This window comes from Cognataquiflexum nitidum, assembly GCF_022538055.1.
GTDB classification, from domain to species: Bacteria; Bacteroidota; Bacteroidia; order Cytophagales; family Cyclobacteriaceae; genus Cognataquiflexum; species Cognataquiflexum nitidum.
Genome location: NZ_JAKZAM010000060.1, coordinates 1 through 7109, shown reverse-complemented (window position 1 = coordinate 7109; position 7109 = coordinate 1). Strand labels below are relative to the sequence as shown.

The 7109-nt window shown below is 41.9% G+C and carries 3 protein-coding genes; all 3 read right to left on the bottom strand.

Features of this window, described 5'->3' with window-relative positions:
* Positions 1 to 383 precede the first annotated feature (383 nt).
* On the bottom strand, positions 384 to 2741 hold the full coding sequence (locus MMU07_RS21335) for an ABC transporter permease (protein ID WP_241128640.1): 2358 nt from the start codon (positions 2739 to 2741) through the stop codon (positions 384 to 386).
* 320 nt (positions 2742 to 3061) lie between these two features.
* Positions 3062 to 5470: an ABC transporter permease gene (locus tag MMU07_RS21330; RefSeq protein ID WP_241128639.1), complete on the bottom strand. Its 2409-nt coding sequence runs from the start codon at positions 5468 to 5470 to the stop codon at positions 3062 to 3064.
* Between the two features lie 269 nt (positions 5471 to 5739).
* A partial coding sequence (locus tag MMU07_RS21325; RefSeq protein WP_336246213.1) for an ABC transporter permease occupies positions 5740 to 7109 on the bottom strand: 1370 nt, incomplete at its 5' end.

Here is a 7109-nt window from a genome sequence, read left to right as displayed (position 1 = left end):
ACACAGGCTAAACCCAAAAGCAGTTACCAATTAAAAAACTTGAATTCCGGTTAATTAAATAGAACCTGAGTAGTTACAAAATTATAGTAATTCAATCTTAATTTAAGTAAGTCAAAAAGTTATTTATTAAAGACAAATCTTCGGTATTTTAATTTGCCTAATTGGCAATTGTGCAGGAAACACCACATTTTATCACTTTCTTTTACCAGGTGTCTTGTGTATAAAATCCTATTTGGATGTGATGGTTTTCAGCTTCGCGTTGTCAAGATGTCTGCCTCGCCTTGTCGAGTTGGCTGCTGCACGTTGTCGAGTTGTAAGGTTTTAGACTTCTGACCTCATACTTCTGACTTCATACTTCCGACTTCGCACTTCCCACTTTTCTCTCACTCACTCTTCAGCACCTTCGCAGGATTGATCAGAGCTGTCTTTATAGCCTGCGAGCTGACGGACAAAAATGCAATCCCTAAAGCCGCAAGCGCTGTCCAAAGGAATATCTTCCAATCGATGGAGATTCGGTAATCAAAGGTTTCCAGCCATGAATCCATAAAATACCATGTGACCGGTATTCCCAACAATACGGCAATCAATACCAATTTTGTAAACTCGGAAGATATCAACTTGACCAGACCAAGGATGGAAGCACCCAAAACTTTCCTGACTGATATTTCTTTACTTCTTTGCTCTGCAATGAAAGTAGCCAATCCAAAAAGTCCCATGCAGGAAATCAGAACTGCCAACGCGGTAAACAATCCTGCCAATTCAGCGGTCCGCTTCTGGGAATCAAACTTTCGGGCATGTACCTGATCCACAAAGTTGTAGTCAAAAGGAGCTCCCGGATTGAACTTGGCAAAAACGGCTGTAACATTTGCCATCATCTCGGAATAGTCCTCCCCGGGATTAAGACGGACATGGATAAAAGTCAAATCCCGCTTTGGACCAAAAACCAGGATCGGCAAAACCTCATCAAAAGGCGATCTCATGATAAAATCCTTCACCAATCCGACGACTGTAAAACTCAGGTCATCATCCTGAATCACCTGTCCCAAAGGATCATCAAAACCCATTCTCTTAGCTGCGGTTTCATTGATCAAAACTGCATTGCTGTCACTTGGAAAAGTATATACATCGATATCCCTTCCTGCAATCAATTCAAATCCGGCAGTCTGGACCAAGTTCGCATCCGCTCCCATCCGGAACATTGTTGGCTTGTAACTATCCTCTTTGCCCTGCCATTTCATCATATTGGTATCACTGTGCAGCTCTGTAATGGGAGAAAAAGTATAGCTGACGGAATTGACCTCCTTCAATGCCAACAATTCATTGCGGAAGGCCACTATGTTTTCCCTCATTGTTCCCGACACCTGATGGTAAATCAGGTTTTCCTTTTCGAATCCTAAATCGCGGTTTTGAACATGGTTCATCTGATCCCGGATTATCCAAACGCTCGAAATCAATATACCTACCACTGCGAATTGGAAAACCACCAAAGCCGCACGTGGATTGACCCAATATTTCTTGGCGTTCAATTTCGATTTGAATGCCGAAGTTGGTTTGAAAGAACTCATCAAAAAAGCAGGATAACTACCGGCCAATATCCCGATGACCAGAATATAGGCCAAAGAAATCAACCAAAACAAAGGTTGGGTGAATGGACTTTGAAGTTCCTTCCCTAAAAAACTACTGAAGTAAGGCAACGCGATCGCAACAATTGTCATGGCAAATCCATAAGCAAACAAGGCAATCATGACTGATTCTACTAAAAACTGCCAAATCAACATCCCACGACCTGCACCTGAAATCTTTCTAACACCGACTTCTTTTGCCCTGTTTTCACTTTGGGCAGTGCTAAGGTTGATAAAATTAATACAGGCCAAAAGCAAAATGACAATGGCAACTCCCCCAAATAATCGGATCAGTTCGATCCGGCCGCCTACGGATACGCCATTTTCAAACTTGGAATAGAGATGCAGGTCAGACATGGGAAACAAAAAATCGCTTACATTTTTATCCTCAGAATTAATGGAAGTAAAACCTGAAAACTTTTCATTGAAACCTTTTAAGTCAGCATTTTGATCGAGCATTGCAAAAGTCCTGTAAGAATTATTGCCCCAAAAAGAATCCGCCCAACCCATTGATTCCAATTTTTTGAAGGGCAAAAAGACCGTGAAATTGAAGTTGGTGTTTTGAGGTAAATCCTGGACCACGGCCATGACCTGGAAATCAAGTTGCTTTTCTAAAACAACTGTTTTTCCCATTGGATCTTCCTTTCCAAAAAGCTTCTCTGCAACAGATTTGGTCAGGATGATTCCATCCGGAACAGACAAAGCAGACTCAGTATCACCAGAAATGACTTCAAAAGTAAACAACTTGAAGAAACCGGGATCCACAAAAGTCGTCCTTTCATAGAAGCTGTTTGATCCCACGGTCAACAGATGTGGATCCCATTCTGTAAGTCTTGTGGTTTCCTCCACCTCGGGGAATTTATCCTTCATCGCTGGACCATAAGGCGCAGGTGTATAATCCCAACTCATCACTTCACCCTCTATAATGGTATTGCGCCAAACTGCATAAACCCTGTCCGAATGAGCATAAAACCTGTCAATCGAAAGCTCAAACTGGATCCAGATCAGGATCAAGACCGAGGCAGCAATCCCGATTCCAAGTCCTCCAATATTGATAATGGAAAATCCTTTACTTCTCAGGATATTTCTCCAGGCGATTTTCAGATAGTTTTTCCACATGGTGTTAATTGATTGAAAGATTGGAAAATTGAAAGATTGGAAAGTTGGAAGGTTGTAGTTGTTATAGTTGTTGTAATGGTTGTCTGCTACGCGTTGTCAGGTTGTCGAGTTATCACGTTGTCTGGTTTCGGAATCCGGCATTTTTAATTCATCATCCTTAATTCTGAATTCCCCAAGTCTTGCATCTTACATCTTTTGGGTGGTTGTCTGCGTAGACGCGGGTCTTGGTACTTGGTACTTTATACTTTGTACTTTCAAGAACCCTTCTTCCTTTCGAGCATTCAGTCTTGCTTCTCGTCTCTCGTCTCTCGCCTCTAAACTCATTCGTCTTTCAAAATCTTCGCAGGATTGGTCTGGGCAGCAGCATAGGAATGTAACCCTACGATCAGCAGGCTAAGCAACATCACCCCAAGACCTGAAAGAAAATAGATGAAATAGGGCATTTCCACTTTGTAGCTGAAGGATTCCAACCATTGGTTTAGAAAATAATAGGCAGGATACACGGCTAGGACAAAGGACACCAAAATCAGAATGACATATTCCCTCGATATCAATCCCAAAATCTGAAGAACGGATGCTCCCAACACTTTTCTGATACTGATTTCTTTTGTTCGCTGCGCAATGGTAAAGGATGACAACCCAAATAATCCCATGGCTGAAATGATGACTGCAAGGATGCAGGCCATGCCCAACACATTCCTGATCTTCAGGTCTTCCTCATAAAACTTGGCAATTGCCTCATCCAAAAATTTGAATTCTGATTCATCATAGGGATAAATCTCTTGAAAGATGTTCTCCATTTCTGTTTTGGCTAGGGCGAGATTGTAGCCTTTGTCGAGTTTGACATTCAAGACATTAAAACCTTCAGGCACGTAAGAAAATACCAAAGGCCGGATTTCTTCCCTCAAAGTCCTAGAATTAAAATCATTGACCACGCCTGTGATTTTCCTTTGGGTGGCGCCGAACCTCACCAATTTCCCCACAACTTCATCCGGACTTACTGCGCCAATTTCTTTGGTAAAAGCCTCATTGACCATGATTTCGTCTTGAAGATTTGATCCGGTTTTTCCTGCCAACACCTTCAGACCGTTGACAGCTACAAAGGCCGAATCGACATTTTTGACCTGAACATAATAGCGGGTTTCGGAGGTGTCTTTGGGAACATATATATCCGAAGTCCAAAGTCCATCAGAGGATACCAAATCCCCGCTCAAACTTGCATTTTTCACGAAGCCGAACTGGGAGATCCTTTCTCTTATCCTTTCAGCTTTGTCAACACCGGCCATAAAGGGCAGTTGGGTATACACTACAGCTTCCCGCTCAAATCCCAACGGCTGACTCGAAAGGTATTTCATCTGAAATGATATCACCGAAACAAGGATGATGAAAGCGATGGAGCTCGCAAACTGCAGGACAGTTAGGTTTTTTCTCAAAAAAATCCCGATGGAAAACTTACCGCTTTGCTCCTTTTCTCCTTTGAGAGCACGCTGTGGATCATAATTGGCCAAAATCAGCGAAGGATAAATCCCTGCCAAAAGTGTCAATACAAAGGAAATCGCAGCCAAAAATCCAAGGTTCTCCCAACTGAGGTAATTAACTTCCAGGCCTTCGGGTAAGTAATTATTGAAGACTTTGCCCAATCCTTCTGCCATGGCCACACTCAGGAGACATGCGAAAAAAACCATCAGGTATGTTTCTGACAAAAACTGGGAGACCAATTGCGACCTGTCTCCGCCAAGGGTTTTTCGGATTCCCACCTCTTTTGCCCTGCCAATGGCTTGGGCTGTTTCGAGGTTGATAAAATTCAGGCAAGCCAAAGACAAAATGATCAGACCAATAAAAATCAGACCTTTCAAAAATACTTTGGAAACGGATTTTAAACCGTAATCACTTTGGTCAAAATGCATTTCAGCCAAAGGCTGCATCGTAAATCGTGAATTCCCCCCTTCTTGGTTGAGATTCTTTTCGGTTATTTTTGCCAATCCGGCAAGGAGATCGTTTTCGGTTTTTAGCTTTTCTTTTTTGATAAAAAGCTGTGAACTGGAGTTGACATTTCCCCAAGAATCAAGCCCATACCAATTCTCTTTATCCAAGCTCTTGATGGTGGAATAGGAGATAAAATCTGTAAAGACGAGGTCGGTATTTTCTTCAAAATCCGCCACAACACCCGTTACCTGTGCAGAGATGGTATCTGCATCCGAATAAATGATTTCCTTGCCCAAAACATCCAAAGGCTGTAGGCCGGGAAAATACTTTTCCAGGGAGGCAAAACTGATGACTGCAGAGTTGGGATTTTCAAGAGAGCTTTCTGGGCTTCCTGCAAGCCAATTTCTCTGTAAAATCTTAAAAAAACCGGCATCTGCAAAAGTTATGTTGTTGGATCTTCCCATTACTTTCTCTCCTTCAGGAAGGTAAACCAATGTTTCCCAAAGTGTGTAAAGCCTGCCCTTATCAGATATTCCTGTCAATTCCTTATCGATCACTTCCCCCAATGGACCCGGGGTTCCAGAACTAGGAAATTCCCCGTCTCCAAAATCGGTAATCATTCCTATCCGGAAAATATTTTCTGAATCAGGGTGAAATTTATCAAAGCTGTGGGAATACCAAACAATGTTGAAAATCAGGAAACAAATGGATATCCCGATGGACAATCCCAAAATATGAATACCGGTCCTGAGTTTGTTTCTTTTCAGGTTTCTCCAGCCGATGAGTAAGTAGTTGCGAAACATAGGGGAAGGGGATTTAGTGGTTGTATTTGTTATGATGGTTGTAATGGTTGTAATTGTTATAATGGTTGTCGAGTTGTCAAGTTATCAAGTTATCAAGTTGTCATTGTTGTTTGGTTGTCGGAATCCGTCATTCTGAACCGTAGCTTGCGGAGGTGATGAATCTCCTTTCCTTTTGAGACTCTTCACTTCGTTCAGAGTGACAATCATTATTAATTCTGAATTCATAATTCTGAATTCTCCCCTAAGTCTTGAATCTCATGTCTTTTTCCTCATTCGCTTTTCAGAGAATTAATTGGATTTGCCATTGCTGCACGAATTGATTGCACTCCCATCACTGCCCAGGCAACAAATAGAACCCCCAAAGCAGAAAATACAAATATCTCCCAACCTAAGTCGATCCTGAATTGATAATCCTCCAACCACTTACTCATGCCGTACCAAGCCAAAGGCGCAGCACATGCAAAAGCGATCAAAACCAGTTTGGTAAACTCTTTGGAAAGCAATAAGACAATACCTCCGACAGTGGCTCCAAGTGCTTTTCTGATGCCGATTTCCTTTTTTCGCTGTTCGGCGGTGTATGCCGTCAGTGCAAATAATCCGAGACTGGCGATGAAAATGGCAATGACCGTAAAGGATGCGAAAACCTTTCCGATCCTGGATTCAGCTTTATACATTTCTCCAAATTTGTCATCCAAAAAGGAATAATTGAAAGGCTGACCGGGAGCAATCTCCTTCCATTTGGACTCCACAAGCTGTATGACATCTTCTGCATCCTCGGCATTGAATCTGAAGGAAGCATATCCTTGAGGTCTTTTACTTGGAAAAATCATCACTGAACTGATATTTTCTTTGAGAGATTCGAAGTGAAAATTCTCTACAATTCCAATGATTGTCTTGTACTCCAAATTATTTTGGTCAATTCCATCTGAAATGTTTCCGGAAAAAGTGACTATTCGCTGACCTATCGGATTTCCCTCCAAATTGAAGTTTTTCAGTGCCGTTTCATTCAGTATTACTGCGCTTGAATCGGATGGAAAATCTCTAGAAAAATCCCTGCCCTCTGTGATTTTCATTCCTAAGGTATTGATATAATCAAAATCAACTGACCAGTTTTGAATACTTACCATATTTTCCTGCTGTTTTGGGTCCCTGCCCTCCCCCCACCAAGGATTATCTGATCGCCATGTTCCCGAAACCGGCAGAAAGCCGCTGAACGTACCATTCTCGACCAGACTGTTTTGAATTATTTCATCCTTAAAAGATTGAGCTTGTTCACCTAGTGCATAGATATCTTCCACCATGATGACTTGGGATTTGTTGAACCCAAGCTCTTTTTTCTGGATATAGTTGAGCTGGCTAAATACAGAAACAGTGGCAATAATCAGGATGATGGAAACCGCAAACTGGAAAACCACCAAACTGCTTCGAACCGCTCCGCTTTTTGCTGTTCCTGTCAAATTGCCTTTTAAAACCCTGACAGGCTCAAAAGCTGATAGAAAAAATGAAGGATAAATACCTGCCAAAAGCCCAACAAACAGAGAACCTCCCAATAAACTCAGGTAAACCGTGATTATGCAATAGGATTTCGCAATTAGTTGAAAAGTGTTAAATTTTGGTTTAAAGTCTGTTTTTGAAGTAT